General features: G+C 66.5%; 27 protein-coding genes and 1 other RNA gene. 5 read left to right on the top strand and 23 right to left on the bottom strand.

Translation table 11 applies throughout. The annotated features are described in order from the left end of the window. Positions 1–14 precede the first annotated feature (14 nt). The 15 genes from ACIGFL_RS02985 to rsmI all read right to left on the bottom strand — a co-directional run bounded on the left by ACIGFL_RS02985 (position 15) and on the right by rsmI (position 15,855). Entirely contained in the window at positions 15–881 is an 867-nt protein-coding gene (locus tag ACIGFL_RS02985; RefSeq protein ID WP_021442020.1) for a cell division protein FtsQ/DivIB, read from the bottom strand. Between the two features lie 3 nt (positions 882–884). Continuing rightward, positions 885–1,826, bottom strand: a complete 942-nt coding sequence (locus ACIGFL_RS02980) for a D-alanine--D-alanine ligase (RefSeq protein ID WP_397496096.1) — start codon at positions 1,824–1,826, stop codon at positions 885–887. Then, positions 1,823–3,265, bottom strand: coding sequence for a UDP-N-acetylmuramate--L-alanine ligase (gene murC / locus ACIGFL_RS02975; protein WP_397496095.1), 1,443 nt, complete (start codon positions 3,263–3,265; stop codon positions 1,823–1,825). Before murC ends, ACIGFL_RS02980 begins: the two co-directional genes overlap by 4 nt. Then, positions 3,258–4,328 carry an undecaprenyldiphospho-muramoylpentapeptide beta-N-acetylglucosaminyltransferase gene (gene murG / locus ACIGFL_RS02970; RefSeq protein ID WP_397496094.1) on the bottom strand — a complete coding sequence of 357 codons (1,071 nt, stop codon included), beginning with the start codon at positions 4,326–4,328 and terminating at the stop codon, positions 3,258–3,260. The genes murC and murG overlap by 8 nt, the downstream gene beginning before the upstream one ends. Continuing rightward, positions 4,318–5,538: a putative lipid II flippase FtsW gene (gene ftsW, locus ACIGFL_RS02965; RefSeq protein ID WP_397496093.1), complete on the bottom strand. Its 1,221-nt coding sequence runs from the start codon at positions 5,536–5,538 to the stop codon at positions 4,318–4,320. Before ftsW ends, murG begins: the two co-directional genes overlap by 11 nt. Beyond that, the gene (murD, locus tag ACIGFL_RS02960) at positions 5,538–6,884 is read right to left on the bottom strand and encodes a UDP-N-acetylmuramoyl-L-alanine--D-glutamate ligase (protein ID WP_397496092.1); all 1,347 of its coding nucleotides are present in this window, start codon (positions 6,882–6,884) and stop codon (positions 5,538–5,540) included. The genes ftsW and murD overlap by 1 nt, the downstream gene beginning before the upstream one ends. 6 nt (positions 6,885–6,890) lie before the next feature. After that, positions 6,891–7,973, bottom strand: coding sequence for a phospho-N-acetylmuramoyl-pentapeptide-transferase (mraY, locus tag ACIGFL_RS02955; protein ID WP_021443818.1), 1,083 nt, complete (start codon positions 7,971–7,973; stop codon positions 6,891–6,893). Then, the gene (gene murF, locus ACIGFL_RS02950) at positions 7,974–9,344 is read right to left on the bottom strand and encodes a UDP-N-acetylmuramoyl-tripeptide--D-alanyl-D-alanine ligase (RefSeq protein ID WP_397496091.1); all 1,371 of its coding nucleotides are present in this window, start codon (positions 9,342–9,344) and stop codon (positions 7,974–7,976) included. Beyond that, a complete protein-coding gene (locus ACIGFL_RS02945; protein WP_397496090.1) occupies positions 9,337–10,800 on the bottom strand; it encodes a UDP-N-acetylmuramoyl-L-alanyl-D-glutamate--2,6-diaminopimelate ligase in 1,464 nt (487 codons plus the stop codon). The genes murF and ACIGFL_RS02945 overlap by 8 nt, the downstream gene beginning before the upstream one ends. Continuing rightward, entirely contained in the window at positions 10,800–12,527 is a 1,728-nt protein-coding gene (locus tag ACIGFL_RS02940; protein WP_397496089.1) for a peptidoglycan D,D-transpeptidase FtsI family protein, read from the bottom strand. The genes ACIGFL_RS02945 and ACIGFL_RS02940 overlap by 1 nt, the downstream gene beginning before the upstream one ends. Continuing rightward, positions 12,524–12,793, bottom strand: coding sequence for a cell division protein FtsL (gene ftsL / locus ACIGFL_RS02935; protein ID WP_031303043.1), 270 nt, complete (start codon positions 12,791–12,793; stop codon positions 12,524–12,526). The genes ACIGFL_RS02940 and ftsL overlap by 4 nt, the downstream gene beginning before the upstream one ends. A gap of 20 nt (positions 12,794–12,813) precedes the next feature. Beyond that, complete coding sequence (gene rsmH, locus ACIGFL_RS02930) at positions 12,814–13,758, bottom strand: 16S rRNA (cytosine(1402)-N(4))-methyltransferase RsmH (protein WP_397496088.1); 945 nt, start codon at positions 13,756–13,758, stop codon at positions 12,814–12,816. A gap of 2 nt (positions 13,759–13,760) precedes the next feature. Then, the gene (gene mraZ / locus ACIGFL_RS02925; RefSeq protein ID WP_031303041.1) at positions 13,761–14,216 is read right to left on the bottom strand and encodes a division/cell wall cluster transcriptional repressor MraZ; all 456 of its coding nucleotides are present in this window, start codon (positions 14,214–14,216) and stop codon (positions 13,761–13,763) included. Between the two features lie 311 nt (positions 14,217–14,527). Then, positions 14,528–14,875: RNase P RNA component class A (gene rnpB, locus ACIGFL_RS02920), an RNA gene on the bottom strand. 80 nt (positions 14,876–14,955) lie between these two features. Further along, positions 14,956–15,855 carry a 16S rRNA (cytidine(1402)-2'-O)-methyltransferase gene (rsmI, locus tag ACIGFL_RS02915; RefSeq protein WP_397496087.1) on the bottom strand — a complete coding sequence of 300 codons (900 nt, stop codon included), beginning with the start codon at positions 15,853–15,855 and terminating at the stop codon, positions 14,956–14,958. A gap of 89 nt (positions 15,856–15,944) precedes the next feature. Between rsmI and ACIGFL_RS02910 the strand changes: the two genes are divergently transcribed. The 4 genes from ACIGFL_RS02910 to ACIGFL_RS02895 are packed head-to-tail and all read left to right on the top strand — an operon-like array spanning position 15,945 to position 19,249. Next, positions 15,945–17,753: a penicillin-binding protein activator gene (locus tag ACIGFL_RS02910; RefSeq protein ID WP_397496086.1), complete on the top strand. Its 1,809-nt coding sequence runs from the start codon at positions 15,945–15,947 to the stop codon at positions 17,751–17,753. Beyond that, complete coding sequence (locus ACIGFL_RS02905; protein ID WP_021442286.1) at positions 17,750–18,100, top strand: YraN family protein; 351 nt, start codon at positions 17,750–17,752, stop codon at positions 18,098–18,100. The genes ACIGFL_RS02910 and ACIGFL_RS02905 overlap by 4 nt, the downstream gene beginning before the upstream one ends. A 25-nt stretch (positions 18,101–18,125) precedes the next feature. Continuing rightward, complete coding sequence (locus ACIGFL_RS02900; RefSeq protein WP_021442287.1) at positions 18,126–18,719, top strand: phosphoheptose isomerase; 594 nt, start codon at positions 18,126–18,128, stop codon at positions 18,717–18,719. Further along, on the top strand, positions 18,716–19,249 hold the full coding sequence (locus ACIGFL_RS02895; protein WP_021442288.1) for a BON domain-containing protein: 534 nt from the start codon (positions 18,716–18,718) through the stop codon (positions 19,247–19,249). The genes ACIGFL_RS02900 and ACIGFL_RS02895 overlap by 4 nt, the downstream gene beginning before the upstream one ends. 121 nt (positions 19,250–19,370) lie before the next feature. Here ACIGFL_RS02895 and ACIGFL_RS02890 read toward each other — a convergent pair whose 3' ends face one another. The 7 genes from ACIGFL_RS02890 to rplM all read right to left on the bottom strand — a co-directional run bounded on the left by ACIGFL_RS02890 (position 19,371) and on the right by rplM (position 24,255). Then, positions 19,371–19,784, bottom strand: coding sequence for a ClpXP protease specificity-enhancing factor (locus ACIGFL_RS02890; RefSeq protein ID WP_397496085.1), 414 nt, complete (start codon positions 19,782–19,784; stop codon positions 19,371–19,373). A 13-nt stretch (positions 19,785–19,797) separates the two neighbouring features. Next, positions 19,798–20,415, bottom strand: coding sequence for a glutathione S-transferase N-terminal domain-containing protein (locus tag ACIGFL_RS02885; protein WP_021442290.1), 618 nt, complete (start codon positions 20,413–20,415; stop codon positions 19,798–19,800). Positions 20,416–20,582: 167 nt separating this feature from the next. Further along, positions 20,583–21,362 carry a cytochrome c1 gene (locus ACIGFL_RS02880; protein WP_021442291.1) on the bottom strand — a complete coding sequence of 260 codons (780 nt, stop codon included), beginning with the start codon at positions 21,360–21,362 and terminating at the stop codon, positions 20,583–20,585. Further along, positions 21,362–22,573 carry a cytochrome bc complex cytochrome b subunit gene (locus tag ACIGFL_RS02875; RefSeq protein ID WP_397496084.1) on the bottom strand — a complete coding sequence of 404 codons (1,212 nt, stop codon included), beginning with the start codon at positions 22,571–22,573 and terminating at the stop codon, positions 21,362–21,364. Before ACIGFL_RS02875 ends, ACIGFL_RS02880 begins: the two co-directional genes overlap by 1 nt. Continuing rightward, entirely contained in the window at positions 22,573–23,166 is a 594-nt protein-coding gene (petA, locus tag ACIGFL_RS02870; RefSeq protein WP_031302693.1) for a ubiquinol-cytochrome c reductase iron-sulfur subunit, read from the bottom strand. Before petA ends, ACIGFL_RS02875 begins: the two co-directional genes overlap by 1 nt. 253 nt (positions 23,167–23,419) lie before the next feature. Further along, positions 23,420–23,812, bottom strand: coding sequence for a 30S ribosomal protein S9 (gene rpsI / locus ACIGFL_RS02865; protein ID WP_003242948.1), 393 nt, complete (start codon positions 23,810–23,812; stop codon positions 23,420–23,422). A gap of 14 nt (positions 23,813–23,826) precedes the next feature. Further along, a complete protein-coding gene (rplM, locus tag ACIGFL_RS02860) occupies positions 23,827–24,255 on the bottom strand; it encodes a 50S ribosomal protein L13 (protein WP_021442294.1) in 429 nt (142 codons plus the stop codon). A gap of 280 nt (positions 24,256–24,535) precedes the next feature. On the opposite strand from rplM, the gene ACIGFL_RS02855 reads away from it, so the two are divergent. Then, entirely contained in the window at positions 24,536–25,573 is a 1,038-nt protein-coding gene (locus ACIGFL_RS02855; RefSeq protein ID WP_397496083.1) for an NADP(H)-dependent aldo-keto reductase, read from the top strand. A gap of 57 nt (positions 25,574–25,630) precedes the next feature. On the opposite strand, the gene ACIGFL_RS02850 is transcribed toward ACIGFL_RS02855, so the two are convergent. Beyond that, the gene (locus tag ACIGFL_RS02850) at positions 25,631–26,770 is read right to left on the bottom strand and encodes an acyl-CoA dehydrogenase family protein (RefSeq protein ID WP_122108210.1); all 1,140 of its coding nucleotides are present in this window, start codon (positions 26,768–26,770) and stop codon (positions 25,631–25,633) included. Between the last annotated feature and the right edge of the window lie 160 nt (positions 26,771–26,930).

The following is a 26,930-nucleotide window of genomic DNA, read 5'->3' as shown; positions in this document are numbered from 1 at the left end:
TGTGCTGCCTCTCCTCAATTCACTTTCTGCTCGGCCGCGGCCGGCTCCACCGGCTCGCGCCAGGCCACGGCCAGGCCGTTGGCGTAGCGCAAGTCGATGCGCGCGATGTTCGCGCTCTGTTCTTTCAGTTCCCGCTCATAGATGGCGGCGAACCGACGCATTTTTTCCACCACGTGATCGCGCCCCAGCAGCAGCTCGATGCGTTGGCCGCTGGCGTTCTCGGTGGCCGAGAGGAACCAGCTGCCGCGCTCGCGCAATTGCAGGCCGACCACGGTAAAACCCAGCGGCCGTAGCAGCTGGCTGAGCATCTGGTACTGCTGCATCACCCTGGGCTGCGCGCGCTTGGGGCCGGACAGCTGCGGCAGGTGCTGATAGTGGTTCAGCTCCTGCGGGGCGAACGCCTGGCCCTGGTTGTTGAGCAGCGCCTCGTCGCCCCAGCGGGCGATCGGCAGTTGCTCCTCCAGGCGCACGTCGACCTGGTCCGGCCACACCCGGCGCACCTCGGCGTGGGCGATCCAGGGCATCTGCTCCAGCTCTTCGCGCATGCCGCGCAGGTCGACGCTGAAGAAGCTCGCCTCGATATAGGGCGCGATGCGCCGCTGCACCGCCTGCTGGCTGACATAGGCCAGATCGCCCTGCACGCTGACCTTGGCGATGGGCCGGTCGGCATAGGGCAGCAGACGCAAGGCGCCCTCGTAGGCGCCGAAGCCCAAGCCCACCAGCAGCAGCGGCCAGGCCAGACGCCCCACCCAGGAAAAATCCGCCTTGGGCAGGCGCAGGCGCACCGGCTCCTTGGCCACCAGACGGCTGGCGCCACGCGGCGCGGGCTTGCCGCGCAGCGGCGCCCTCAGCGAGTCTTGGTGACGCACGGCCGTGACCATTGCTTAACCCCTCGCCTCGACGCTGTCGGCCAGGATCGCCAGCACCAGCTGCTGGAAATCCAGGCCGGCGGCGCGCGCGGCCATCGGTACCAGGCTGTGATCGGTCATGCCCGGTACGGTGTTGACTTCCAGCAGCCAGAACTGGCCGCTGGCATCCTGCATCACGTCGGCGCGCGCCCAGCCCTGGGTGCCCACGGCCTCGCAGGCACGCGCGGTCAGCTCTTTCAGTTCCGCCTCTTTCTCGGCCGAAAGGCCGCAGGGAATGCGGTACTGGGTGTCATCGGCCAGGTACTTGGCGTCGTAGTCGTAGAAGCTGTGCGGGGTGCCCAGGCCGATCGGCGGCAGCACCTGGCCGCGCAGCACGGCGATGGTGAATTCCGGACCGGCGATCCACTGCTCGACCAGCACCTGGCTGTCGTAGCGCGCGGCGTCCTGCCAGGCCGCGATCAGCGCCTCGACGCTGTCGACCTTGGCCATGCCGATACTGGACCCTTCATGGGCCGGCTTGACGATCAACGGGAAGCCCAGCGCGGCGGCGGCCGCCTCGCAGTCGGCCTTGGAGCTCAGCACCGCATGGCGCGGCGTCGGCAGGCCGAGGCTGTGCCAGACCTGCTTGGTACGCAGCTTGTCCATCGCCAGGGCGGAGGCGAGGATGCCGCTGCCGGTATAGGGGATGCCGGCGCACTCGAGCAGGCCCTGCATGGAGCCGTCCTCGCCGCCGCGACCGTGCAGCACGATAAAGGCGCGGTCGATCTTCTCGGCATTCAGGCGAGCCAGGAAATCGTCGCCCACGTCGATGCCGAAGGCGTCCACCCCGGCGGCCTGCAGGGCGCCGAGCACGGCCTTGCCGGACTTCAGCGACACCTCGCGCTCGGCGCTCTTGCCGCCGAACAGCACGGCGACGCGGCCGAAAGCCTTGGGATCGAGGCTACTGTGCAAACTCATTGCGACTCCCCCACGAACAGCGGGTGCTTGATCAGTTGCGGCGCCACCGCACCGATATCGCCGGCGCCCTGGCACAGCAGGATGTCGCCGGCACGCAGCAGCGGTTTGAGCAGCGGCGCCAGGTCGGTACCGCGCTCGACGTAGATCGGGTCGAGCTGGCCGCGCTGGCGGATGCTGTGGCACAGCTGTCGGCTGTCGGCGCCGGGGATCGGCTCCTCGCCGGCCGGGTAGACCTCCACCAGCAGCAGCACGTTGGCTTCGCCGAGCACCTGCACGAAGTCGTCGTACAGGTCGCGGGTACGGCTGTAGCGGTGCGGCTGGTAGACCATCACCAGGCGGCGCTCCGGCCAGCCGCCGCGCACGGCCTTGATCACCGCGGCCACTTCGCGCGGGTGGTGGCCGTAGTCGTCGACCAGCATCACGCTGCCGCCGTCCACCGGCAGCTCGCCGTAGACCTGGAAGCGTCGACCGACGCCCTGGAAGCCCGACAGGCCGGCGACGATGGCGGCATCGTCGATGCCCTCGTCGGTGGCGATGGCGATGGTCGCCAGGGCATTGAGGACGTTGTGATTGCCGGGCATGTTGACCGACACGTCGAGCGGCGCGCAGTCCGGGCGCAGCACGGTGAAGTGGGTGCGCATGCCTTCCTGACGCACGTTGATCGCGCGCACGTCGGCGTCTTCGGCAAAGCCGTAGGTCACGGTCGGGCGACCGACCTGCGGTAGCAGCTCGCGCACCACCGGATCGTCCACGCAGAGCACGGCCAGGCCGTAGAACGGCAGGTTGTGGAGGAACTCGATGAAGGTCTTCTTCAGCACATTGAAGTCGCCGCCATAGGTGCTCATATGGTCGGCGTCGATATTGGTGACCACCGAGACCATCGGTTGCAGGTGCAGGAAGCTGGCGTCGCTCTCGTCCGCCTCGGCGATCAGGAAACGGCTGGAGCCGAGCTGGGCATTGGTGCCGGCGGCGTTGAGGCGGCCGCCAATGACGAAGGTCGGATCCAGGCCACCGGCGGCGAACACCGAGGCCAGCAGGCTGGTGGTGGTGGTCTTGCCGTGGGTACCGGCCACCGCGATGCCGTGGCGGTAGCGCATCAGCTCGGCGAGCATCTCGGCGCGCGGCACCACCGGAATGCGCCGCTCCAGGGCGGTGGCGACTTCCGGGTTGCGGGCGTTGACGGCGCTGGACACCACCAGCACGTCGGCCTGCTCGGCGTTCTCCGCGGCATGGCCGATAAAGATCTTGGCGCCAAAGTTTTCCAGGCGCTCGGTCACCGCCGAGGCCTTGAGGTCGGAGCCGGACACGTCGTAGCCCAGGTTGAGCAGCACCTCGGCGATGCCGCACATGCCGGCGCCGCCGATGCCGACGAAATGGATGCGGCGGATACGGCGCATGCGCCGCACTTCGGCCTTGACCGCGGCGGGCGACTTAGCCATGGGCCACCTCCTGGCAGATATCGACCACCGCGCGGGTGGCGTCGGGCTTGGCCAGGCGACGCGCGGTGGCGCCCATGGCGGTGAGTTTTTCCAGGTGCATCAGAACCTCGGTGAGCTGCGCGGCGAGCTTGGCCGCGTCAGTGGCGTGTTGCGGAAGAAGGACGGCCGCGCCCTCCTTCGCCAGGTATTCGGCGTTGCGGCTCTGGTGGTCGTCGATGGCATGCGGCAAGGGCACGAGAAACGACGGCAGACCGGCGGCAGCCAGTTCGCTGACGGTCAGCGCACCGGCGCGGCAGATCACCAGATCGGCCCAGCCGTAGGCACGGGCCATGTCCTTGATGAAGGGCGCGACCTCGGCTTCGACCGCGGCATTGCGATAACGCTCCGCGGTGACCTCGGCGTGTTGCTTGCCGGCCTGGTGGAACAGCTGCGGGCGCAACTCGGCCGGCAGCAGGGCCAGGGCCTCGGGCAGCAGCTTGTTCAGCGGTTCGGCGCCCAGGCTGCCGCCCAGCACCAGCAGGTGCGGCTTGCGCCCGGCCAGCGGTTCGCGCGGGGTCTCGAGGAACAGCTCCTCACGCACCGGGTTGCCGGTGGTACGGCGCTTGTCGGACGCGGCGAAGGTATTCGGGAAGGCCTCGCAGATACGCGCGGCGATGCGCGACAGCAGGCGGTTGGCGGTGCCGGCCACGGCGTTCTGCTCGTGGATCACCAGCGGCACGCCGGCCAGGCGCGCGGCCAGGCCGCCGGGGCCGGTGACGTAGCCGCCCATGCCGAGCACGCACACTGGCTGCAGCTGGCGCACGATGCGCCGCGCCTGCCACAGCGAACGCAGTAGCTGGAACGGCGCCTTGAGCAAGGACAGTTTGCCCTTGCCGCGCAGGCCGCGGACGTCGATCAGGTGCAGCGGCAGGCCGGCCTGCGGCACCAGCTCGTTCTCGATGCCGCGCGGCGTGCCCAGCCAGTGCACGGCGTAGCCGCGTGCCTGGAACTCACGGGCGCAGGCCAGCGCCGGGAACACGTGGCCGCCGGTGCCGCCGGCCATGATCAGCACGTTACCGCGCATGGGCGACCTCCTGGTTCGGCTCGGCGAAATCCGCCTCGTCGAACTCGACGTCCTCGCTGCCCAGCACGTTGCGACGCTCCCACTCGATGCGCAGCAGCAGCGCCAGGCTGACGCAGCAGATCACCAGCGAGCTGCCGCCGTAGCTGAGGAACGGCAGGGTCAGGCCCTTGGTCGGCAGCAGCCCGGTGTTCACCCCGATATTGATCAGGAACTGGCCGATCCACAGGAACGACAGGCCATAGGCCACGTAGGCGGCGAAGAACTGCTTGGCCTTCTCCGCCCACAGGCCGATGTACAGGCCGCGCACGCAGACGAAGACGAACAGCGCCAGGGTCGCCAGGGCGCCGATCAGGCCGAGCTCCTCGGCCAGCACCGAGAAGACGAAGTCGGTGTGGGCTTCCGGCAGGTAGAACTGCTTCTGGATGCTATTGCCCAGGCCGACGCCGAACCATTCGCCACGGCCGAAGGCGATCAGCGCCTGAGTCAGCTGGTAGCCGGCGCCGTACTGGTCGGCCCAGGGGTCGGTGAAGGTGATCAGGCGCTGCAGGCGGTATTCCTGAGTCTGCACCAGGACGAACACCGCGCCGACCGCCAGGGCCACCATCAGGCCGAAGCGCAGCAGGCCGACGCCGCCGAGGAACAGCATGGCCATGGCCGCGCCCATCATCACCACGGTGGCGCCGAAGTCCGGCTCCAGCAGCAGCAGGCCGGCCATTGGCAGCAGCACGACGAAGGGCTTGAAGAAACCGGCCCAGCTCTCGCGCACTTCTTCCTGACGGCGCACCAGGTAGCCGGCCAGATAGACCACCACGAACACCTTGGCGATTTCCGAGGGCTGCACGTTGAACGCGCCGAAGCCGATCCAGCGCCGCGCGCCGTTAACCTCGCGGCCGATGCCCGGCACCAGCACCAGCACCAGCAGGGCGAAGGCGGCCAGCAGCAGCATCCAGCCGTAGCGTTGCCAGAAGCTCATGGGGATCAGCAGCACCACGCCGGCGGCGCCGAGGCCGATGATCAGGTAAATCAGGTGGCGAATCATGTGGTACAGCGGGTTGCCGGACAGCGCCGCCGCCACTTCCGAGGAGGCCGAGGTGATCATCACCAGGCCCAGGCCGAGCAGACCCAGGCAGCCGGCCAGCAGCGGGAAGTCGAGGTCGAGGCCACGACGACTGAGCAGCGGCGACGGGTAGGGACGCAGGAAGGCCAGCATCAGACGAGCACCTCCACGGCCTGGGCGAACAGCCGCCCGCGTTCTTCGAAGTTCTTGAACATGTCCAGGCTGGCGCAGGCCGGCGACAGCAGCACGGCATCGCCCGCCTCGGCCAGCTCGCTGCAACGCAGCACGGCTTCGTCGAGGGTTTTCACCCGAACCAGCGGCGCGGCGTCGCCCAGGGCCGCGGCGATCCGCTCGGCATCGCGGCCGAGCAGCACCACGGCGCGGCAGAAACGCGCCACCGGCGCCTTCAGTGCGGAGAAATCGGCGCCCTTGCCGTCGCCGCCGGCGATCAGCACCAGCTTGCCGGCGATATCGCCACCCAGGCCTTCGATGGCGGCCAGCGCGGCACCGACGTTGGTGGCCTTGGAATCGTCGTAGTAGTTCACCCCGGCGCGCTCGCCGACCCACTGGCAGCGGTGCGGCAGCCCGGCGAACTGGCGCAGGGCGGCCAGCATGGCGTCCATCCGCAGGCCGACGGCATGGCCAAGGGCCAGGGCGGCCAGGGCGTTGGACTGGTTGTGCGCGCCGCGGATCTTCAGCGCAGCGGTCGGCAGCAGCGCCTCGAAACGCCAGGCCAGGAACTTCTCGCCATTCTCTTCGAGCAGGCCGAAGCGCTTGAAGTCCGGCTTGCCCAGGCCGAATTCCCAGCAGGTCACCTGGTCGGCGATCAGCGGACGCGACAGCGCGTCGTCGCGGTTGACCACCACCTGGCGGGCGCCGCGGAAGATCCGGTGCTTGGCCAGGTGGTAGGCCGGCAGGCCGCTGTAGCGATCCATATGGTCTTCGCTGACGTTCAGGCAGGTGGCCACTTCGGCGTTGAGCTGATCGGTGGTTTCCAGCTGGAAGCTGGACAGCTCCAGCACGTACAGCTCGACGTCGTCGGCCAGCAGATCCAGCGCCGGAGTGCCGAGGTTGCCGCCCACGGCGACGCGCTTGCCCGCCGCCGCCGCCATTTCGCCGACCAGGGTGGTGACGGTGCTCTTGGCGTTGGAGCCGGTGATGGCGACGATCGGCGCACGGGCCTCACGGGCGAACAGATCGATATCGCCGGACAGCTTGACCCCACGTGCAGCCGCTGCGGCCAGCGCTGGAGTCGCCACAGCCAGGCCCGGGCTCACGTACAGCTCCGAGGCGCGGCAGAGGAAATCCACGTCCAGCTCGCCGCAACGCACTTCCACCTCGGGGTAGTCGCGCTTGAGCGTCTCCAGCTCCGGCGGGTTCGCGCGCGTATCGGCCACGGCGAAGCGCACGCCCTGCTGCGCCAGGAAGCGCACCAGGGACATGCCGCTCTTGCCGAGGCCGACAACGATGCGGAACTGGTCGGAAGCGATCAATGACACGCTCTATTACCTCAGTTTCAGGGTGGCCAGGCCGATCAGCACGAGAATCACGGTGATGATCCAGAAACGGACGATCACGCGCGGCTCAGGCCAGCCCTTGAGTTCGAAATGGTGGTGGATCGGTGCCATGCGGAACACGCGCTTGCCGGTCAGCTTGAAGCTGGCGACCTGAATGATCACTGACAGGGTTTCCATGACGAACACCCCGCCCATGATGAACAGCACCACTTCCTGGCGCACGATCACGGCGATGGTGCCCAGCGCGGCGCCGAGGGCCAGCGCACCGACGTCGCCCATAAAGACCTGCGCCGGGTAGGTGTTGAACCAGAGAAAGCCCAGGCCGGCGCCGACCAGCGCGGCGCAGAACACGATCAGTTCACCGGCGCCCGGCACGTAGGGAATCAGCAGGTACTCGGCGAATTTGATGTTGCCCGACAGGTAGCAGAAGATCGCCAGCGCGCCAGCCACCATCACCGTGGGCAGAATGGCCAGGCCGTCGAGGCCGTCGGTGAGGTTCACCGCGTTGCTGGTGCCGACGATGACGAAATAGGTCAGGACGATGAAGCCGACGCCCAGGGGAATGGCGACGTCCTTCAGCAGCGGCAGGATCAGGGTGGTCTCCACCGGGCTCTGTGCGGTCATATAAAGGAAGATCGCCGCCGCCAGGCCGAATACCGACTGCCAGAAATACTTCCAGCGGCTCGGCAGGCCGCGCGAGTTCTTCTCGATCACCTTGCGGTAGTCATCGACCCAGCCGATAGCACCGAACAGCAGGGTCACCGCCAGCACCACCCATACATAGCGGTTGGACAGGTCGGCCCAGAGCAGAGTGCTCACAGCGATGGCACTGAGAATCAGCGCGCCGCCCATGGTCGGCGTGCCCTTCTTCGACAGGTGCGACTGCGGGCCGTCGTGGCGCACGGCCTGGCCGATCTGGCGGATCTGCAGGGTGCGGATCATCCAGGGCCCGAGCCACAGCGACAGGGCCAGGGCGGTGAGCACGCCGAGGATGCCGCGCAGGGTCAGGTATTGAAAGACCGCGAAGCCCTTGTGGAACTGTTGCAGGTACTCCGCCAGCAGCAGCAGCATTTAGTGATTCTCCCCAGATACGCCACAGAGCGCCGCCACGACCTTGTCCATGGCAGCGCTGCGTGAACCCTTGATTAGTAGTGTGCTGCCGGCCTGCTCGGCGCGAAGCGCTGCGATCAGGCCGGCTTGATCGGCGAAATGGCGGCCTTGTGAGCCGAATTCCTCGACCGCAAAGCGCATCAGCGGCCCGACGGCATAGAGCGCATCGACCTTGCCGGCGGCATGACGGCCGACATCGCGGTGGCCCTGCTCGGCCCACTGGCCCAACTCGCCCATATCCCCGAGCACCAGGACGGTGCGACCGGAGAAGGCGGCGAGTATATCCACCGCCGCGCACATCGACACCGGGTTGGCGTTGTAGCTGTCGTCGATCACCCGCACGCCATTGGCCGTCAACTGCGCTACGGCGCGGCCTTTGACCGGCTGCAGGCTTTCCAGGCCCTGAATCATGGCGACCAACGGCAGGCCCAAGGCATGGGCGGCGGCGCAGGCGGCCAGGGCGTTGGCGACGTTGTGCACGCCGAGCAGGTTGAGCTGGATGCGCGCGCTGCCAGCCGCCCCCTGCAGGGTGAAGCCCTGGCAGCCGCGCTCGTCGCGGCTCAGCTCGCCGGCATGGAAGTCGGCGGCCTGATCGACCAGCGAGAAGCTCAGCACCCGGCGCCCGGCGGCCCGTTGCTGCCAGATGGCGAAAGCCTTGTCGTCCAGATTGAGCACGGCCACGCCGTCCTGCGGCAGGCCTTCGAGAATCTCGCCCTTGGCCTGGACAATCTTTTCCGGACCGCCGAACTCGCCGACGTGGGCATTGCCGGCATTGGTGATGATCGCCACCTGCGGCCGGGTCAGGCTGACGGTGTAGGCGATCTCGCCGACATGGTTGGCGCCCAGCTCGATCACCCCGGCGCGGTGCTCCGGCGCCAGTTCGAGCAGGGTCAGCGGCGCGCCCAGATCATTGTTGAGGTTGCCGCGGGTGGCCAGCACCGCACCGTTCAGGCCGGCGCGCAGAATGGCGGCGAGCATCTCCTTGACGCTGGTCTTGCCGCTGGAACCGGTCACGGCCGCCAGCGGGCCGCTGAAGGCCTGGCGATTGAGCGCGCCGAGCTGGCCGAGGGCCAGGCGGCTATCGGCCACCAGCAACTGCGGCAGCGGTGCATTGGCCACTTCACGCTCGACCAGGGCGGCGACCGCGCCCTTGGCGGCCACTTCGGCCAGGTAGTCATGGCCGTCGAAGCGCGGCCCGGTCAGCGCCACGAACAGCTGGCCAGGGGCGATGGTACGGCTGTCAGTGCCGACGGCGGAGAAGGCGACGTCGGCACCAATCAGGCGGGCGTTGAGAGGGCCGGCGACTTCGCCGAGCAGCCAGGGTTTAAGCATGGGCCGCCTCCCAGGCCGCCAGGGCCTTGTTCGCCTCGATCAGATCGGAGAAGGGGTGACGCACGCCCATGATCTCCTGGTAATCCTCGTGACCCTTGCCGGCCAGCACCAGCACATCGGCGGCCTCGGCCTGCGCCACCAGGCGGGCGATGGCCTCGCCGCGCCCCGGGACGAACTGCACGGCATCCGGTGCTTTGAGGCCGGCGCGGATATCCTTGATGATCTGCGCGGGGTCTTCGCTGCGCGGATTGTCGTCGGTGACCCACACCGCATCGGCCAGACGCTCGGCCGCCGCGGCCATCAGCGGGCGCTTGCCGCGGTCGCGGTCGCCGCCGCAGCCGAACAGGCAGATCAGCCGCCCGCGCACGTGCGGGCGCATGGCCTCGAGCACCTTCTCCAGGGCGTCCGGGGTGTGCGCGTAATCCACCACCACCAACGGCCGGTCGCCGCCGCCGAGGCGCTGCATGCGCCCGGCCGGCCCCTGCAGCTGCGGCAGCACCTGGAGAATCTCGTCGAGGCCGTAGTCCATGCCCAGCAGCGCACCGACCACCGCCAGCAGGTTGCTCAGGTTGAAGCGGCCGAGCAGGTTGCTGCGCAGCATGCCTTCGCCACGCGGGGTGACCAGGCGCGCACGTACGCCATGATCATCGAACTGCGCTTCGCTGCAATAAACGAAGGCGTTGGCGTCGCTCAGGCTGTAGCCGATCAGGCGCGAATCATGCGCCTGCTGCGCCAGCTCCTGACCGAAGGCGTCATCCAGATTGATCACCCGGCAACGCAGGTTCGGCCAGGCGAACAGCTTGGCCTTGGCCGCACCGTAGGCCTGCATGTCGCCGTGGTAATCGAGGTGGTCGCGCGACAGGTTGGTGAACACCGCGACGTCGAACTCCAGCGCCGCCACTCGGCCCTGATCCAAGCCGTGGGAGGACACTTCCATGGCCACCGCACGGGCACCGGCCTGCTTGAGGCCGGCCAGGGTGGCCTGCACCCCGACCGGGTCGGGCGTGGTGTGCTTGCCCTGTTCCAGCGCGCCGTGGAAACCGTTGCCCAGGGTACCGACGATGCCGCAACGCTGGCCGAGCAGGTCCAGCGCCTGGGCCAGCAGCTGGCTGACGCTGGTCTTGCCGTTGGTGCCGGTGATGCCGACCAGGTGCAGGCCGCGGCTCGGCTCACCATAGAAGCGCCCGGCGATGGCCGACAGCTGGCCGGCCAGCCCCTTGACCGGCACCAGCACCGCAGTTTCGGCGTGCATGGGGGCAGCCCCTTCGGCCTCGTAGGCCACCGCGGCGGCGCCGCGGGCGACGGCGTCGGCGATATGCACGCGGCCATCCTGCTGGGTGCCGGGCACGGCGAGGAACAGGTCGCCCGGGCGCACCTTGCGGCTATCCAGGGTCAGTTCGCGAATCAGCACGGCGCTCTCGGCGGCCGGCAGCAATTGATTGAGTGGCATGGGCATCAGTTGCGCCCTCCCTGGGTCATGGCGGCTACCTTCTGCTCCGGCGTCGGCAGGTTGTCCGGCGCGATATTCATCAGGCGCAGCGAACCGGCCATCACCCGGCTGAATACCGGCGCGGAGATCAGGCCGCCGTAATAGGCGCCCTTGCCGGGCTCGTCGACCACCACCACCATGGCGATGCGCGGGTTCTGCGCCGGGGCGAAGCCGGCGAACAGCGAACGGTAGGAGTTGGCCTGGTAGCCCTTGGTACCGACACTGGTCTTGCGCGCCGTACCGCTCTTGCCGGCCACGTGGTAGCCCGGCACCTGGGCGCGAACGGCCCCGCGCGGGGACTCGATGACCTGTTGCAACATGCCCTGCAGGGTCTTGGCCACCTCTGGCGGCACCACCTGCATCGAGCCCGGCGTGCTGTCCACGCGGATCATCGACAGCGGCACCATGCCGCCGCCGTTGCCCAGCGCGGCGTAGGCGTGGGCCAGCTGCACCGCGGTCACCGACAGGCCGTAGCCGTAGGACAGCGTGGCGGTCTCGGCCTGGCGCCACTGGCGGTGGTTGGGCAGATTGCCGACCCGCTCGCCGGGAAAGCCCAGACCGGTGTCGCGACCGAAGCCCAGCTTGCTGAATACTTCGTAGAGCTGCTCGCCGCCGACGTCGAAGGCGATCTTGCTCATGCCGACGTTACTGGAATTGATCAGGATGCCGGGCAGATCCAGCGCCGGGCCCTGGGTGCGGGACACGTCGCGGATGTTGTAACGGCCGATCTGCAGCGTGCCGTTGCCCACCTGGACGATATCGCTGGGCTTCCAGCGTCCGGTCTCCAGGGCGGCGGCCATCGACAGCGGCTTGATGGTCGAGCCGGGCTCGAACACGTCGATCATGGCGCGATTGCGCATCGCCGCCGGGGTCAGGTTGCGCCGGTTGTTGGGGTTGTAGGTGGGGTGGTTGACCATGGCCAGCACTTCGCCGGTCTTGACGTCGACCATCACCAGGCTGCCGGCCTTGGCATCGTGTTCCAGCAGCGCGTTGCGCAGCTCGCGATGGGCCAGGTACTGCAGACGCAGGTCGATGGACAACGCCAAGGCCTTGCCGGCCTTGGCGTTCTGCGCGACCTGGACGTCCTTGATCAGCTTGCCGCGGCGGTCCTTGAGCACCTGGCGCTTGCCCGGCACGCCGGCCAGCCATTCTTCATAGGCCAGCTCCATGCCTTCGCGGCCGCGGTCGTCGATATCGGTGAAGCCGACCACATGGGCCGCCACTTCGCCGGCCGGGTAGAAGCGGCGGAATTCCTCGATGGCGTAGACGCCCGGCACCTTGAGGTCGAGCACGCTCTGGCCCTTCTCCGGGGTCAGGCCGCGCACCAGGTACATGAACTCGCGCTCCTTGTTTTGCTGCAGGCGCTCGGCGAAGGCCTTGGGCTCCTGACCCAGGGCGGCGGCCAGCGCCGGCCAGCGCTCGCGCCCGGCCTGCAGCTCCTTGCCGTTGGCCCACAGGGTGGTGACCGGCGTGCTCACCGCCAGCGGCTCGCCGTTGCGGTCGGTGATCAGGCCGCGGTGCGCCGGAATCGGGATGTGTCGCACGCTGCGCGCATCGCCATGGGCCTTGAGGAAATCGTGGTCGAGCACCTGCAGATCGAGCATGCGCCAGGCGATGGCGCCGACCATCAGCGCCAGCAGGGCCAGCACCAGACGGAAGCGCCAGGGGTAGAGCGCGCCTTCGAGTCCGATCATGGCTGCACCATGCGCACTTCGGCGGGGTCGGGAATGCGCATCTGCAGCCGCTCGCTGGCCAGCGCCTCGATACGGTTGTGCGCCGTCCAGGTGCTCTGTTCGAGAATCAGTCGGCCCCACTCGGCCTGCGCCTTGTCGCGCACGCTGAGTTCGCCATACAGCTCGTTGAGTAGCTGGCGGTTCCAGTGCGCGCTGTAGGACACCGCCAGGGCGGACAGCAGCACCGCGATGAACAGCACCAGCATCAGCAGGCTGCCGCTGGGCATGGTCTTGCCGAGGCGCAGGTTCACCGCAGTTTCTCCGCGATGCGCATCACCGCGCTGCGCGAGCGCGGGTTGACCTTGAGCTCGGCTTCGCCGGCGAAGACCGGCTTGCCGATCAGCTTCAGGCGCGGCTCGAAGGCCTTGGGAATGATCGGCAGGTCGCGCGGCAGCTTGTCCGCTTCGCCCTTGGCCTGGCGCCTCATGAACTGCTTGACGATGCGGTCTTCCAGCGAGTGGAAGCTGATCACCACCAGGCGACCGCCGACTTCCAGCGCTTCCAGCGCCGCGTCGAGGCCGCGCTCGAGGTCGCCCAACTCGTTGTTGATATAGATACGAATGCCCTGGAAAGCGCGGGTCGCCGGGTTCTTGCCCTTCTCCCAGGCCGGGTTGGCCACGGTCAGCACCTGCGCCAGGTCGGCGGTGCGGGTAAAGGGCTGCTGCTCGCGGCGCTGCACCACGGCACGCGCCATGCGCTTGGCGAAACGCTCTTCGCCGTAGTCCTTGAGCACGCGGGCGATCTCGTCTTCGGCGGCCGTGGCGATCCAGTCCGCCGCGCTGACGCCCACTGCGGGGTTCATACGCATATCCAGCGGGCCGTCGTTGAGGAAGCTGAAGCCGCGTTCGGGATCGTCCAACTGCGGCGACGACACGCCGAGGTCCAGCAGGATGCCGGCGACCTTGCCGACCAGGCCGCGGACAGCGACTTCCTCGCCGAGTTCCGCAAAACTGCGCTGTACAACGACAAAGCGGCCGTCTTCGGCCGCCAATGCTTCCCCGGTGGCTATCGCCAGGGGGTCCTTGTCGAACCCCAGGAGCCGCCCGTCCGGGCCGAGCTTCTGCAAGATCAGCCGACTGTGTCCGCCGCGACCGAAGGTACCGTCCAAGTAGCAGCCGCCGGCGCGCACGGCGAGCCCCTCGACGGCCTCGTCGAGCAGCACGGTGATATGGCGCAAGGTGCTATCGGTCATGGTCACAGGATCAGGTCACGCAAGTCGTCGGAAAGGGCGCCGGGCTGCTTGATGGCAGCCAGATCGGCTTCGGCTACGGCATTCCAGGTATCTTCGTCCCAAAGTTGAAACTTGTTGAGCTGGCCGACGAGCATCGCCCGCTTGTCCAGCTTGGCGTACTCGCGCAGGCGCGGCGGCACCAGGAAACGGCCGCTGGCATCCAGCTCGAGGTCGACGGCGTTGCCGATCAGCAGGCGCTGCAGGCGGCGGTTCTCTTCACGGAAGGAGGCCAGTTCGCGCAGCTTGTTCTCGATCAGCTCCCATTCGGCCAGCGGGTAGACACAGAGGCAGGGGTCGACGGCATCGATGGTGACGATGAGCTGGCCGGCACAACGCGAAACGAGCTCGTCGCGATACCGACTCGGCATCGCGAGGCGCCCTTTGGCGTCGAGACTGATGGCGTTAGCTCCGCGAAACACGGCTGCGCTTCCCCTGTAATTAGCTTTCCATGCCCAAAAAAACCCACTTCATGCCACTTCTCACCACTTGCGCACACTATAGGAATGCGTACGCCCCACCGTCAAGGCGCGCCAGAAGGGAAAAATCCTTACAGGACGGAGATTTAGCGAAGGAAAGCGAGGAAAAAAGCGATGCCGGAAGGGGTAGTCGAGAGACAAAAACCAGCTATTCCAGAGAGCTGAAATTCGAACTTAAAGTAATTTGTTAAGAGTAAGATTTTTTCGGTATTAGAAAGGCGGGAAGTAAAAGCGCAAATCGAGGGGAAAAAGAGGTGGAGAGTCGATCTGTAAGCCGGGTTCTGTCGAGGACAGTCATTCCTCTACGACGTACATCACTGCACGCCTTTAGCAACCTACCCGGTTCCAGCGCGGGCCACGCCAATGGAACCCTATTTGGTCTTGCTCCGAGTGGGGTTTACCTAGCCACGGACTGTTGCCAGCCGCGCGGTGCGCTCTTACCGCACCTTTTCACCCTTACCGGCGCCGAAGCGCTTAGGCGGTTATTTTCTGTGGCACTTTCCGTAGGCTCGCGCCTCCCAGGGGTTACCTGGCACTCCGCCCTATGGAGCCCGGACTTTCCTCCCCCTTCTTGCGAAGGCAGCGACTGTCCGATCGACTCTCCACCGGCAAGGGTAACAAAGCCGCAAGCGGCAAGCCACAAGCTGCAAGAAAAAGCAGCCTGCCCCCTGCAGGAGCGAGCTCATCCCTGGCGCGTCAGCGCCACCTGGTAGAGCAGGTTCTTACGCACCCCGGTGATCTCGGCGGCCAACGCCGCCGCGCGCTTGAGCGGCATTTCCGCCAGCAGCAGGTCGAGCACCCGCAGCGCCTCGGCGCTGACCGCCTCCTCGCCTTCCGGCGCCTGCCAGCCGGCTACCAGCACCACGCACTCGCCGCGCTGCTGATTGCTGTCGCCGGCCACCCAGGCGCACAGTTCGGCCAGCGGCAGGCCCTTGAGGGTCTCGAAGGTCTTGGTCAGCTCGCGGGCCAGCAGCGCCGGACGCTCGTCGCCGAACACCGCACGCATATCCTCCAGGCACTCGAGAATCCGGTGCGGCGCCTCGTAGAAGATCAGCGTGCGCGGCTCCTCGCGCACCTGCTCCAGGCGCGCACGCCGCCCCACGGCCTTGGCCGGCAGAAAACCCTCGAAGATGAAGCGATCCGACGGCAGGCCGGCGGCCGACAGCGCGGCGATCAGCGCACAGGCCCCCGGCACCGGCACCACGGCGAAGCCGGCGGCGCGCGCCTGGCGTACCAGGTGGTAGCCGGGATCGGAGATCAGCGGCGTGCCCGCATCGGAGATCAGCGCCACATCCTCGCCGGCCTCCAGTTTGGCGAGAAAGCGCCCGCCCTGGTCGCGCTCGTTGTGCTCATGGCAGGCCGCCAGCGGCGTTTCGATGCCGAAATGCTGCAGCAGGCGCACCGAGTGACGGGTGTCTTCGGCGGCGATCAAGGCCACGTCGCGCAGAACTCGCAGGGCGCGGGCACTGATGTCGTCCAGGTTGCCGATCGGCGTGGCGACCACGTAGAGGGTGCCGGGCTGAGCACTAGCGACGGCGGAATGACTCACTGGAAACACCTCGTTAATTGAAAGAGCGCTCATTCTAGCCGCTTCCACCCCGGCAACATCGCACCGACTGCAGGGCTTGGGTACAATCGCCGCCTGATTCGCTCAAGCACCAGGATGCCCCGATGATCGCTAGCCTGCGCCCCCTTTCCGTCCTTTGCCTGGCCGGCCTGCTCGCCGCCTGCGCCAGCTCGCCCTCCAACACCCTGGGTCAGCTGCCGCGCACCCCACAGGCCAGCATCGAGCAGATGCTCCAGCAGGCCGCCGAAAGCAAGCCGGAGCAGGCCGCCCTGCTGCGCCTGGCCGCCGCCGACCAGGCCTATCAGCAGAAGGACATCGCCCGCGCCGCGCGCATCCGCGAACAGATCGACCTGGCCGCCCTGGCGCCAGCCCAGCAGATCTTCGCCAGCACCCTGGACGCCGAACTGGCGCTGGCCCGCCAGCAGCCCAAGAGCGCCCTGCAGGCCCTGCAACACCCCAGCCTGGAGCGCCTGGCCGAGCTGCCGGTGGAGCAGCAGATCCGTACCCAACTGGTACGCGCCCGCGCCCTGGAAGCCGACGGCCAGGCCCTGGCCGCCGCCCGCGAGCGGGTGTTCATCGCCCCGCTGCTCAGCGGCCAGGCCGCCCACGACAACCATGAAAGCATCTGGGCCCTGGTTTCCACCCTGCCGCCGCAGACCTCGGCCGGCGCCGACAGCGACCTGGCCGGCTGGCTGGAACTGGCGCGCGTGACCAAGGCCGGCGCCACCCTGGAGCAGCAGCAAGCCGCCATCGATCAATGGGTCGCGCAGAACCCGCAACACCCGGCCGCCGAACAGCTGCCCGAGGCGCTGAGCAAGCTGCGCGAGCTGGCCAGCCAGCCGCTGACCCGCATCGCCCTGCTGCTGCCTCAGGAAGGTCAGCTGGCCAGCGTCGCCCGCGCCCTGCGCGACGGCTTCCTCGCCGCCCACTACGAGGCCCAGCAGGCCGGCCAGAACCCGCCGCAGATCCAACTCTACGACAGCGCCCGCATCGGCTCGCTGGACGCCTTCTACCAGCAGGCCCAGGCCGACGGCGTGCAACTGGTGGTCGGCCCGCTGGAGAAGCCGCTGGTCAAGCAGCTCAGCGAGCGCGAGCAGCTGCCGATCACCACCCTGGCGCTGAACTACAGCGACGCCAGCCAGGAAGGCCCGGCCCAGCTGTTCCAGTTCGGCCTGGCCGCCGAGGACGAGGCCCGCGAAGTGGCCCGTCGCGCCTGGGACGATGGCATGCGCCGCGCCGTGGCCCTGGTGCCGCGCGGCGACTGGGGCGACCGCGTGCTGGAAGCCTTCCGCCAGAGCTGGCAGGCCCAGGGCGGCAGCCTGATCGCCGCCGAACACGTCGACCAGCCGGTGGAACTGGCCCGGCAGATCGCCGACCTGTTCCAGCTGCGCGAAAGCGAGGCCCGCGCCCGTCGCCTGCAGAACACCCTGGGCACCAACCTCGACGCCCAGCCGGCGCGGCGCCAGGACATCGACTTCATCTTCCTCGCCGCCACCCCGCAACAGGCGCAGCAGATCAAGCCGACCCTGGCCTTCCAGTACGCCGGCGACGTGCCGGTGTACGCCACCTCGCACCTGTTCACCGGCGCCCACAGCCAGGCGCAGTACCAGGACCTGGAAGGCATCCGCTTCTGCGAGACGCCCTGGCTGCTGGACGCGCAGGATCCGCTGCGCCAGCAGGTCAGCGGTCAGTGGCCGCAGGCCGCCGGCAGCCTCGGCCGGCTGTACGCCATGGGCGTCGACGCCTACCGCCTGGCGCCGCGCCTGGGCCAGCTCAAGGCCCTGCCGGAGTCGCGCATCGACGGCCTGTCCGGCAGCCTCAGCCTCAACCCGGCGCAGCGTATCGAACGCCAGTTGCCCTGGGCCGAGTTCCGCGGCGGCCAGGTCCAGCGCCTTCCCGACGCGCTCAATTGAGTGCCCACAACGAGCTCGGCCGGGCCGCCGAACAGGCAGCCCGAGAGCATCTGGAACGTAACGGCCTGCGCTTGATCGAACGGAACTGGAGCTGTCGCCGCGGCGAGCTCGATCTGGTCATGCTCGACGGCGATACAGTAGTATTCGTCGAAGTCCGCGCCCGCCGTCACAGCGCCTGGGGCGGCGCCCTGGAGAGTATCGATGCGCGCAAGCGCGGCAAGTTGATCATGGCCGCCGAGCTCTTCCTCCAGCAGCAGTCTCGCTGGGCCCGCCACCCCTGCCGCTTCGACGTGGTCGCCATCGGCGGCCCTGGCCTCGACTGGATCAAGAACGCCTTCGACGCCTGACGGCCGCACACTCAAGGTTTAACCGATGGACATGCAATCCCGAATCCGCCAGCTGTTCCAAGCCAGCATCGACACCAAGCAACAGGCCATGGAAGTCCTGGTTCCCTACATCGAGCACGCCAGCCTGGTGATGGTTCAGGCCCTGCTCAACGAGGGCAAGATTCTCTCCTGCGGCAACGGCGGCTCGGCCGGCGACGCCCAGCACTTCTCCTCCGAGCTGCTCAACCGCTTCGAGCGCGAGCGCCCCAGCCTGCCGGCCATCGCCCTGACCACCGACAGCTCGACCATCACCTCGATCGCCAACGACTACAGCTACAACGAGGTGTTCTCCAAGCAGATCCGCGCCCTCGGCCAGCCCGGCGACGTGCTGCTGGCCATCTCCACCAGCGGCAACTCGGCCAACGTGATCCAGGCCATCCAGGCCGCCCACGACCGCGAGATGACCGTGGTCGCCCTCACCGGCCGCGACGGCGGCGGCATGGCCTCGCTGCTGCTGCCCGAGGACGTGGAGATCCGCGTGCCGGCCAAAGTCACCGCACGCATCCAGGAGGTCCACCTGCTGGCCATCCACTGCCTGTGCGACCTGATCGACAGTCAACTATTCGGGAGTGAAGAATGAAGCGTTCCGCCCTGATCCTGGCCGCCCTGGCCGTTACCCTGAGCCTGGCCGGCTGCGGCAGCCGCAGCATCGGCAACAAGATCGACGACCAGTTCCTCGGCCCGGATGTCGCCACCCAGGTCAGCAAGGCCCACGCCGACCTGGCCAGCCCGACCTCGCGGATCATCGTCACCAGCTACAACGGCGTGATTCTGCTCGCCGGGCAGACCCCGCGCAGCGAGCTGAAGGACGCCGCTGCCCAGGCCGCGCGCCGCGTGCAGGGGGTGAAGAAGGTCTATAACGAGCTGCAGGTGCAGCAACCGGCCTCGCTGCTGGCGCGCAGCAACGACTCGCTGCTGACCACCAAGATCAAGACCCAGATGCTCGCCGACGCCACGGTGCCGAGCACGCGGATCAAGGTGGTCACCGAAAACGGCATCGTCTACTTGCTCGGCCTGGTGACCCGCGAGGAAGCCAACGCCGCCACCCGCGTGGTGCAGGGCGTGGCCGGGGTGCAGAAGGTGGTGCGCCTGTTCGAGTACACCAACTGAGGCAGCGGCAAACCATAAGGCGGATGGCCGCCGCCCCCGCAAGCTGCAAGTAAAAACGGGCGCCCATTGGCGCCCGTTTTTATTGTCATGCAACTCTTTCTTGCCCTGGCCTGCAGCAGCCCTACTTGACCACCTTGAGGCTCGGCCGACCGCTGGGCCGCGGCGGCTCGCCGCCGGACGGGCCGTCGTCGTCCGGACCTTGCTCGTCTTCGTCGTCCGCCTGCGGTGGTTCCATGTCGAAGACCATGCCCTGGCCGTTCTCCCGCGCATAGATCGCCAAGATCGCCGCGGCCGGGATGTACAGGCTGTGAGCCACGCCGCCGAAGCGCCCCTCGAAGCTCACCGCCTGATTGTCCATATGCAGGTGTCGCACCGCGCCGGGCGATGCGTTGAGCACGATCTGCCCGTCGCTGGCGAAGCCCGGCGGCACCTGCACCCCGGGGTATTCGGCATTGACCAGCAGGTGCGGGGTGCAGTCGTTGTCGACTATCCACTCGTACAGGGCGCGCACCAGGTAGGGACGGCTGGAATTCATGGTTTTCTCCTTCTCAGCGCATTTCGCGCTCGGCGGCGGACAGACTGGCCTGGAAGGCCTCGCGGGCGAACTGCCGTTCCATGTAGTCGAGCAGCGGCTTGGCCGGTCGCGGCAACTCGATCCCCAGCCGCGGCAAACGCCAGAGAATCGGCAGCAGGCAGCAATCCACCAGGCTCAACTCGTCACTGAGAAAGAACGGCTTGTCGGCGAACAGCGGCGACACGCCGGTCAGGCTCTCGCGCAACTCCTTGCGCGCCAGCTGGCGCTCGGCCTCCTTGCTGCGCTTGTCGAGAATGCGGTCGACCAGGGCGCACCAGTCGCGCTGGATACGGTGCATCAGCAGGCGGCTGTTGGCGCGCGCCACCGGATACACCGGCAACAGCGGCGGATGCGGGTAACGCTCATCCAGATATTCCATCACCACGGACGATTCGTACAGCGCCAGGTCGCGGTCGACCAGGGTCGGCACGCTGCCGTAGGGATTGAGTTCGGCCAGCTTGGGCGGACAGCGGCCCAGCTCGACATCGACGATCTCGACGCTGACACCTTTCTCGGCGAGCACCAGACGCACGCGATGGGAATAGTGGTCGGCGGGGTCGGAGTAGCAGGTCAACCTATTGGTCACCGCCATGGCGATCCTCCTCGCGTTTTGGATTTATCAGAAGCAGGAAAAATTGCCGGGAGCAATTTTTGACGTCGCTTGCGACGGCCCCGCAGGGGTGGCCGCCAGGGATGGCAGGTCACAAAAACCTGCGCGCCCATATAGGGCGCGCAGGTCGACAGCAGGGGTAAAGCGGCTTAGTGCACGTCCTTCCAGTATTCGCGCTTGAGCAGGTAGGCGAAGACGAAGAAGAAGGCCAGGTACAGCAGCACGTAGGTGCCGATGCGCTGGGACTCCAGCTTGACCGGGTTGGCCGAGTAGGCCAGGAAGGTCACCAGGTTCTTGATCTTCTCGTCGAACTCGGCCTCGCTCAGGCTGCCGCTGTTCGGCTCGACGGTCAGCTGGTCGCAGGCTTCGTGAGTGATCGGGGTGCCGGTCAGCGGGTCGAACTGCTTCTTGCCGTTCTCCACCACCTGCACCTGCTTGCAGCCGATCACCTGGTTGCCCTGCAGACCTACCAGCACGTTGGGCATGCCGACGTTGGGGAACACCTTGTTGTTGGCGCCCAGCGGACGTGCCGGGTCGGCGTAGAAGGTGCGCAGGTAGGTGTACAGCCAGTCGTTGCCGCGTACCCGGGCGACCAGGGTCAGGTCGGGCGGCGCCGCACCGAACCAGGCCTTGGCGTCGTCCGGCTTCATGCCGATCTTCATGTGGTCGCCGATCTTGGCATCGGTGAACACCAGGTTCTCCAGCATGATCTCGTGCGGAATGCCGAGGTCGTCGGCCACGCGCTCGTAACGCTGGTACTGGGCCGAGTGGCAGCCCATGCAGTAGTTGGCGAAGGTGCGCGCGCCGTCCTGCATGGCGGCCTTGTCGCGCAGGTCGATATCCACTTTGTCCAGCGGATAGTTGCTGGCTGCACCCAGGGCCAGGGCCGGCAGCGCAGCGATCACAAATGCAGCGAAGAGCTTTTTCATCAGCCAATCACCCTTTCCGGAACCGGTTTGGTCTTCTCCATCCTGGTGTAGAACGGCATCAGGATGAAGTACGCGAAGTACAGGAAGGTGCACACCTGCGACAGCAGGGTACGACCCGGAGTCGGCGACAGCACGCCCAGTACGCCGAGGATGACGAAGGAAATGCAGAAGATCACCAGCCAGATCTTGCTCAGCCAGCCCTTGTAGCGCATGGACTTGACCGGGCTACGGTCGAGCCACGGCAGGACGAACAGCACCGCGATGGCCGCGCCCATGGCGATTACGCCGAGCAGCTTGTCCGGCACCGCGCGGAGGATCGCGTAGTAGGGGGTGAAGTACCACACCGGGGCGATATGCTCAGGGGTCTTGAACGGGTTGGCCGCTTCGAAGTTCGGCTTCTCGAGGAAGTAACCGCCCATTTCCGGGAAGAAGAACACCACGAAGCAGAAAACGAAGAGGAACACCACCACGCCAACGATATCTTTCACGGTGTAGTAAGGGTGGAAGGCGATACCGTCCAGCGGCACACCGTTCTCGTCCTTGTTCTTCTTGATGTCGACGCCGTCCGGGTTGTTCGAGCCGACTTCGTGCAGCGCAAGGATGTGCAGCACCACCAGGCCGAGAATCACGATCGGCAGGGCGATCACGTGCAGGGCGAAGAAGCGGTTCAGGGTGATCCCGGAAATCAGGTAGTCACCGCGAATCCACTGGGTCAGGTCGTCGCCGATCACCGGGATGGCGCCGAACAGCGAGATGATCACCTGGGCGCCCCAGTAGGACATCTGACCCCAGGGCAGCAGGTAGCCCATGAAGGCCTCGGCCATCAGCATCAGGTAGATCAGCATGCCGAAGATCCACACCAGCTCACGCGGCTTCTGGTAGGAGCCGTAGAGCAGACCGCGGAACATGTGCAGGTAGACCACCACGAAGAACGCCGAAGCGCCGGTGGAGTGCAGGTAGCGCAGAATCCAGCCGTACTCGACGTCGCGCATGATGTATTCGACGGAGGCGAAGGCGCCCTCGGCCGAAGGCTCGAAGCTCATGGTCAGCCAGATGCCGGTGACGATCTGGTTGACCAGCACCAGCAGCGCCAGGGAGCCGAAGAAGTAGAAGAAGTTGAAGTTCTTCGGTGCGTAGTACTTGGACAGATGGTCTTCCCACATCTTGGTGGCGGGGAAGCGCGCATCCACCCATTCCATGAATTTGCTCATCAGGCGTTCTCCTGGTCCACACCGATGATGATCACATCATCCGTCTCGTAGGTGTGCGGCGGCACTGGCAGGTTCAACGGCGCGGGCTGAGCCTTGTAGACGCGGCCGGCGAGGTCGTAGCGCGAACCGTGGCAGGGGCAGAAATAGCCACCGACCCAATCCGGACCGAGGTCGGCCGGGGCCACTTCCGGGCGGAAGGACGGTGCGCAGCCCAGGTGGGTGCACAGGCCGACCAGCACCAGCAGCTCGGGCTTGATCGAACGGGTCTTCTTGTCGACGTACTCCGGCTGCACCGAGGCAGCGGATTCGGGGTCGGCCATGCCGCCTTCGATCTTGGTCAGGTTGGCCAGGATCTCCTCGGTACGGCGCACGATGAACACCGGCTGACCGCGCCACTCAGCAACCATCTGCTGACCCGCCTCGATCTTGCTGACGTTCACCTTCACCGGTGCCCCGGCCGCCTTGGCCTTGGCACTGGGGAACCATGACCCCACGAACGGAGTCGCAGCACCTACCGCTCCGGCAGCGCCCACCACGGAAGTGGCTGCCACCAGGAAGCGACGTCGGCCTGCATTCACGCCGTCATTGCTCATTCAGTCGTCTCCCATCAGCTTTGTGGCCTGTTGTTCAGGCCTCTACTAAGTAAAAATCGGGCCGCGCAAAAAATTCGCCAAATGGTAAAGAAAAGCCCCTTTTCTGACAAGGTAATTACCCCCGAACAGGCCGGCGAAAGCCTTGTCGCGCGCGGCTTGCGCGGCTGCGGCACGTTGTCGCAGCGTTTTGTCTCGCCCATAAAAAACGCCCAGTTCCGAAAGGAAACTGGGCGTCTTCGAAAGCGCCAGCGAATTAACGCTTGGAGTACTGCGGACGCTTACGCGCCTTGCGCAGACCGACTTTCTTACGCTCGACTTCACGGGCGTCGCGAGTGACGTAACCAGCTTTACGCAGCGGGCTGCGCAGGGTCTCGTCGTACTCGATCAGGGCGCGGGTGATGCCGTGACGGATGGCACCGGCCTGGCCGCTGACACCGCCACCGATAACGGTAACGTAGATGTCGAACTTCTCGGTGGTCTCGGTCAGTTCCAGCGGCTGACGCACGACCATGCGAGCGGTCTCGCGGCCGAAGAAGGTATCCAGGCTGCGGTTGTTGATGGAGATGTTACCGGTGCCCGGACGCAGGAATACGCGCGCGGTTGCGGTCTTGCGACGGCCAGTGCCGTAGTTTTGAGTCGCCGACATAATGAACTATTCCGTTAAATCTTCAGTTCTTGGGGCTGCTGAGCGGTGTGCGGGTGGACGGCACCCTTGTACACCTTCAGCTTACGGTACATGTCGCGACCCAGCGGGTTCTTCGGCAGCATGCCTTTGACCGCGGTCTCGATCACGCGCTCAGGAGCACGAGCGATCAGCTTCTCGAAGTTGATCGACTTGATGCCGCCCGGGAAACCGGAGTGGGAGTAGTACATCTTGTCGCTGGTCTTGGCACCGGTGACACGCACCTGCTCGGCGTTGATCACGACGATGTAATCGCCAGTGTCGACGTGCGGGGTGTACTCGGGCTTGTGCTTGCCGCGCAGACGGCTGGCGATTTCGGTGGCCAGACGACCCAGGGTCTGACCTGCAGCGTCGACGACGTACCAGTCGCGCTTAACAGTTTCCGGTTTTGCAGTAAAAGTCTTCATTCGCTATAGCCTCAGGGGCCGCCCTGAAAATAAGACGGCGGATCTTACTGAATAGTGCTTGCTTTGACAAGTCAAAGACGGCCGGAAACAGACGCTATCGGGGGCTCGGGTCAGCGCGTCCGCTACGGCGGGGTGTTCGGCGGGCTAGGCATCCCCACCTTCTCTGTCAGCGAGCTAGGCGTTCCCGCGTCGAGAGCCGCGGAATTATGCCGATTGCAGCGAAAATAGCAACCTGCTTTGATGCCCCCTCTCACCTGCAGTCGAAAACTAGGAGTCAGCAATGGAATACCGTCAGCTGGGCCGTACCGACCTCAGGGTCAGCGCCCTCTGCCTGGGCACCATGACCTGGGGCGAACAGAACAGCGAGGCCGAGGGCCATGCCCAGATCGAGCGCGCCAAGGCCTGCGGCATCAATTTCATGGATACCGCCGAGATGTACCCGGTGCCGCCGCGCGCCGAGACCTACAGCCGCACCGAACAGATCATCGGCAGCTACTTCAGGCAGCGTGGCGACCGCGCCGACTGGATCCTGGCGAGCAAGATCGCCGGCCCCGGCAACGGCATCGGCCATATCCGCGGCGGCAAGTTGAAATTCGACCGCGCGCATATAGTCGCGGCGCTGGACGCAAGCCTGAAACGCCTGCAGACCGACTGGATCGACCTCTACCAGCTGCACTGGCCGGAACGTCCGACCAACTTTTTCGGCCAGCTCGGCTACCAGCATCAGGAAGCGGACTTCACGCCGCTGGAAGAAACCCTGCGAGTGCTCGACGAGCAGGTCAAGGCCGGCAAGATCCGCCATATCGGCCTGTCCAACGAAACGCCCTGGGGCACCATGAAGTTCCTGCACCTGGCCGAGAGCCGCGGCTGGCCGCGTGCGGTGTCGATCCAGAACCCCTACAACCTGCTCAACTGCAGCTTCGAGGTGGGCCTGGCGGAGGTGGCGATGCGCGAGCAGTGCGGCCTGCTGGCCTACTCGCCGCTGGCCTTCGGCATGCTCAGCGGCAAGTACGAGGGCGGCGCGCGGCCGGCCGGCGCGCGCATCAGCCTGTTCAGCCGCTTCACCCGCTACACCAACCCGCAGTCGGAGGCGGCCTGCTCGCGCTATGTCGCCCTGGCCCGCGCACACGGCCTGGATCCGGCGCAGATGGCCCTGGCCTTCGTCACCGCACAGCCCTTCGTCACCAGCAACATCATCGGCGCCACCAGCCTGGCGCAACTGGACAGCAACCTGGCCAGCGCCGAGCTACGACTCTCCGAGGACGTGCTGGCCGGCATCGAGGCGATCCACAAGGCGCAGCCCAACCCGGCGCCCTGATCCCGACTCAAACGAAAAAGCTCGGCAATGCCGAGCTTTTTCTTGTCATCACCGCACTCAGACCAACGAACGGGCGATGATTTCCTTCATGATCTCGTTGGTGCCGGCGTAGATGCGCTGCACCCGCGCATCGGCCCAGGCGCGCGCCACCGGGTATTCCCACATGTAGCCGTAGCCACCGTGCAGCTGCACGCACTCGTCGAGCACCTTGCACTGTAGGTCGGTGCCCCAGTACTTGAGCATCGCCGCGGTGGGCACGTCCAGCTTGCCCTGCAGATGTAGCTCCAGGCAGCGGTCGACGAACACCCGGCCGACCTGGATCTCGGTGGCCATCTCGGCCAGCTTGAAGCGGGTGTTCTGGAAGTCCGCCACCGCCTTGCCGAACGCCTTGCGCTCGCGGGTGTAGTCCAGCGTCCACTGCAGCGCCGCCTCGGCCGAGGCCAGGGCGCCGACGCCGACGGTCAGGCGCTCCTGCGGCAGCTCCTGCATCAGGTAGGCGAAGCCCATGCCGGCCTGACCCAGCAGATTTTCCTTGGGGACGCGCACGTCCTGGAAGAACAGCTCGGAGGTATCCTGCGCCTTCATGCCCACCTTCTCCAGGCGCTTGCCCTTGGCGAAGCCCGGCGTACCCGCCTCCACCAGGAACAGACTGGTGCCTTTGGCCCCGGCCTTGGGATCGGTCTTGGCCACCACTATCACCAGGTCGGCCAGCCAGCCGTTGGTGATAAAGGTCTTCGAGCCGTTGATCACGTACTCGTCGCCGTCCAGCACGGCGGTGGTTTTCACCCCCTGCAGGTCGGAGCCGGCGCCCGGCTCGGTCATGGCGATGGCGGTGACCAGCTCGCCGCTGACCAGCTTGGGCAGGTAATGCTGCTTCTGCGCCTCGCTGCCGTAATGCAGGATGTAGGGCGCGACGATGTCCGAATGCAGGGAGAAGCCGATGCCGGTCAGGCCCAGGCGGCCGATCTCCTCGATCACCACGGCGCTGTAGAGGAAGTCCGCCGCCATGCCGCCGTATTCCTCGGGGATGTGCGAGCAGAGCATGCCGGCCTCGCCGGCCTTGTTCCACAGCGCGCGGTCGACATGACCGTCCTTTTCCCACTGTGCATGAAAAGGCACCGCTTCCTGCTCGAGGAACTTGCGCACGCTGTCGCGGAACAGTTCATGGTCGGAGCTGAAAATCGTTCTGGGGATCATGGCGCTACCTGTGTCTGAGACCTTGGGGACAGTGGCCTCGACTTTAGCCAAGCAAACGCTTGGTCACACTGGACACAAGCGCCAAAAAATAAGACGATCCAGCCGTCGCATGACCGCTTAGCCCTAAAAAGAACAATATCTATGCCTACCCAATCCAATG

The sequence above is a fragment of the Pseudomonas sp. NPDC077649 genome (genome assembly GCF_044542855.1).
In the GTDB taxonomy this organism is placed as follows: Bacteria; Pseudomonadota; Gammaproteobacteria; order Pseudomonadales; family Pseudomonadaceae; genus Aquipseudomonas.
The sequence above is the reverse complement of the archived record's forward strand: the minus strand, read 5'-3'. Positions and strand labels throughout refer to the sequence as shown.

What these genes read in the sequence shown, in the direction of transcription:
- ACIGFL_RS02985 (WP_021442020.1), bottom strand. Translation starts at nt 881, where the DNA reads ATGGTCACGGCCGTGCGTCACCAAGACTCGCTGAGGGCGCCGCTGCGC.
- ACIGFL_RS02980 (WP_397496096.1), bottom strand. Translation starts at nt 1,826, where the DNA reads ATGAGTTTGCACAGTAGCCTCGATCCCAAGGCTTTCGGCCGCGTCGCC.
- murC (WP_397496095.1), bottom strand. Translation starts at nt 3,265, where the DNA reads ATGGCTAAGTCGCCCGCCGCGGTCAAGGCCGAAGTGCGGCGCATGCGC.
- murG (WP_397496094.1), bottom strand. Translation starts at nt 4,328, where the DNA reads ATGCGCGGTAACGTGCTGATCATGGCCGGCGGCACCGGCGGCCACGTG.
- ftsW (WP_397496093.1), bottom strand. Translation starts at nt 5,538, where the DNA reads ATGCTGGCCTTCCTGCGTCCCTACCCGTCGCCGCTGCTCAGTCGTCGT.
- mraY (WP_021443818.1), bottom strand. Translation starts at nt 7,973, where the DNA reads ATGCTGCTGCTGCTGGCGGAGTACCTGCAACAGTTCCACAAGGGCTTC.
- murF (WP_397496091.1), bottom strand. Translation starts at nt 9,344, where the DNA reads ATGCTTAAACCCTGGCTGCTCGGCGAAGTCGCCGGCCCTCTCAACGCC.
- ACIGFL_RS02945 (WP_397496090.1), bottom strand. Translation starts at nt 10,800, where the DNA reads ATGCCCATGCCACTCAATCAATTGCTGCCGGCCGCCGAGAGCGCCGTG.
- ACIGFL_RS02940 (WP_397496089.1), bottom strand. Translation starts at nt 12,527, where the DNA reads ATGATCGGACTCGAAGGCGCGCTCTACCCCTGGCGCTTCCGTCTGGTG.
- ftsL (WP_031303043.1), bottom strand. Translation starts at nt 12,793, where the DNA reads ATGCCCAGCGGCAGCCTGCTGATGCTGGTGCTGTTCATCGCGGTGCTG.
- rsmH (WP_397496088.1), bottom strand. Translation starts at nt 13,758, where the DNA reads ATGACCGATAGCACCTTGCGCCATATCACCGTGCTGCTCGACGAGGCC.
- rsmI (WP_397496087.1), bottom strand. Translation starts at nt 15,855, where the DNA reads ATGAGCGCTCTTTCAATTAACGAGGTGTTTCCAGTGAGTCATTCCGCC.
- ACIGFL_RS02910 (WP_397496086.1), top strand. Translation starts at nt 15,945, where the DNA reads ATGATCGCTAGCCTGCGCCCCCTTTCCGTCCTTTGCCTGGCCGGCCTG.
- ACIGFL_RS02900 (WP_021442287.1), top strand. Translation starts at nt 18,126, where the DNA reads ATGGACATGCAATCCCGAATCCGCCAGCTGTTCCAAGCCAGCATCGAC.
- ACIGFL_RS02895 (WP_021442288.1), top strand. Translation starts at nt 18,716, where the DNA reads ATGAAGCGTTCCGCCCTGATCCTGGCCGCCCTGGCCGTTACCCTGAGC.
- ACIGFL_RS02890 (WP_397496085.1), bottom strand. Translation starts at nt 19,784, where the DNA reads ATGAATTCCAGCCGTCCCTACCTGGTGCGCGCCCTGTACGAGTGGATA.
- ACIGFL_RS02885 (WP_021442290.1), bottom strand. Translation starts at nt 20,415, where the DNA reads ATGGCGGTGACCAATAGGTTGACCTGCTACTCCGACCCCGCCGACCAC.
- ACIGFL_RS02880 (WP_021442291.1), bottom strand. Translation starts at nt 21,362, where the DNA reads ATGAAAAAGCTCTTCGCTGCATTTGTGATCGCTGCGCTGCCGGCCCTG.
- ACIGFL_RS02875 (WP_397496084.1), bottom strand. Translation starts at nt 22,573, where the DNA reads ATGAGCAAATTCATGGAATGGGTGGATGCGCGCTTCCCCGCCACCAAG.
- petA (WP_031302693.1), bottom strand. Translation starts at nt 23,166, where the DNA reads ATGAGCAATGACGGCGTGAATGCAGGCCGACGTCGCTTCCTGGTGGCA.
- rpsI (WP_003242948.1), bottom strand. Translation starts at nt 23,812, where the DNA reads ATGTCGGCGACTCAAAACTACGGCACTGGCCGTCGCAAGACCGCAACC.
- rplM (WP_021442294.1), bottom strand. Translation starts at nt 24,255, where the DNA reads ATGAAGACTTTTACTGCAAAACCGGAAACTGTTAAGCGCGACTGGTAC.
- ACIGFL_RS02855 (WP_397496083.1), top strand. Translation starts at nt 24,536, where the DNA reads ATGGAATACCGTCAGCTGGGCCGTACCGACCTCAGGGTCAGCGCCCTC.
- ACIGFL_RS02850 (WP_122108210.1), bottom strand. Translation starts at nt 26,770, where the DNA reads ATGATCCCCAGAACGATTTTCAGCTCCGACCATGAACTGTTCCGCGAC.